The 1,501-nt window shown below is 63.6% G+C and carries 1 protein-coding gene; it reads right to left on the bottom strand.

Annotated elements, in window-relative coordinates; genetic code table 11:
* The coding region (locus AAE027_RS39395; RefSeq protein WP_370991167.1) for a HAMP domain-containing protein at window positions 1-1,150 on the bottom strand (1,150 nt) is incomplete at its 3' end.
* Window positions 1,151-1,501 lie beyond the last annotated feature (351 nt).

The raw sequence follows: 1,501 nt of genomic DNA, 5'->3' as shown, positions 1-1,501 counted from the left end.
CGGCGGCATCGCGCTCGGCCTTGGCCACCGCCTGAACCTTGAACTCCTCGACCGCACCGGCCATCTCGCCGATCTCGTCCTTGCGGCCAAGACCCGGCAGCACCACGTCGAAATTGCCCGAGGCCAGCTCCCGCATCGCCTTGCACATCGCGATCATCGGACGCGAGATACCGTTGCCGAGCATCCAGGCCAGCACAGCGCCGACGGCAAGACCGCCGAGCGCCATCATCAGCATCAGCCGCTCGGTCTCCCCGATGGTCGCATTGGCGCTCGCCTCGATGCGCTGCTGGTCGGCGGTGAGGTCCGAACGCAGCTCGGCCGAGAGTTTGAGGATGGACGCGGCCGTCTTGGTCATCTCGCCGTTCAGCTTGACGATGACCTTCACGTTCTCGGTCAGCTTCGCGAAAGAGGTGCGGTACTGCTTCAGGAGATTGCCGATCTCGGTGACGCGGTCGGTGATCTTCTGGTCGTTCGCATAGATCGAGACCAGCAAGGTCTCCAGAAACTTGATGCGGGCGATCACGCCGTCGGCGGTCTTCGGCTCCGGCTTGGCGACGAAGGCGCTGACCGAGGTGGAAACGGCCAGATATTGCGAGGTGACGTCCTTGGCCGTGGTCTGGACCGATGCAAGCCCCGCCAGCGCAGCCGTGTCGGCGAGATCGTCGAACTTGAAGCGGATCTTGTTGCCGACGCTGTTGAGCTCATCGGCCGCGATCTTGTTGTTCTCGCGGGTCAGGGTGATGATCTCACCGAACACCTTCGTGAAGCGCTGGAATTCGGCCTCGAGCTTGCCGACCTGCTCACGGCGGGCGGCCCCGGTCGTGGCGGACATCGACTTGCCGATCGCGCTCCTCAGATTCTCTTCGGCGGCCTTGGCCGCGGTCTCGTCATCCGCCGCGCCCGTCAGCGTATAGGCCCGCGCCAACCCCTGATAGGCGATCAGCTCGCGGTCGACGGTCCGTGCGAGATCGGCTTCCGAGACGCTTGCGCGGTAGGAGGCCACGGCGGCCTGGATCCGCTCGAAGCCGAAATAGGCGAACGCCATGCTGACGGCGAGGATGGCGAGCACCGCCACGAAGCCAAGGATGATTTTTGCGCGAAACCGTAGCGTTGGCAGCTTCGATTGCTGCGACTTCGACTTGACCGACATTCCCCCACCCCATTCCATTCGCGGAAAACCAGGCGCAGCCGGAAGCAGCCCGCTTCCCGACTCCGCGGCACGTTACGGGGCAAAGGATAAGCTGTGGTAAATTTGTGGCACCGCAACTGGTGGTGAGGTGACGCGGGGAATTCTTAAGGCGGGCTTTCTCGCGCCGCTACAAATTGAAGGCCGGCGCGCAAATCCACCGCTGTCGTCCCGGACAAGTGGAGCTCCGACAACGCGCAGCGTTGTCTGGAGCGGAGCGCAGATCCGGGACCCATACTCCGCAGCAATCGTCTTGCGACGATTCGGAGTTGCCAGCTCGTGCAGCAACGCAATTCGGTGGTTATGGGTCCCGGA

The organism is Bradyrhizobium sp. DN3 (genome assembly GCF_041357655.1).
Lineage (GTDB): Bacteria > Pseudomonadota > Alphaproteobacteria > Rhizobiales > Xanthobacteraceae > Bradyrhizobium.
Note: the sequence above shows the minus strand (reverse complement) of the source record. Positions and strands in the feature narration are given on the sequence as shown.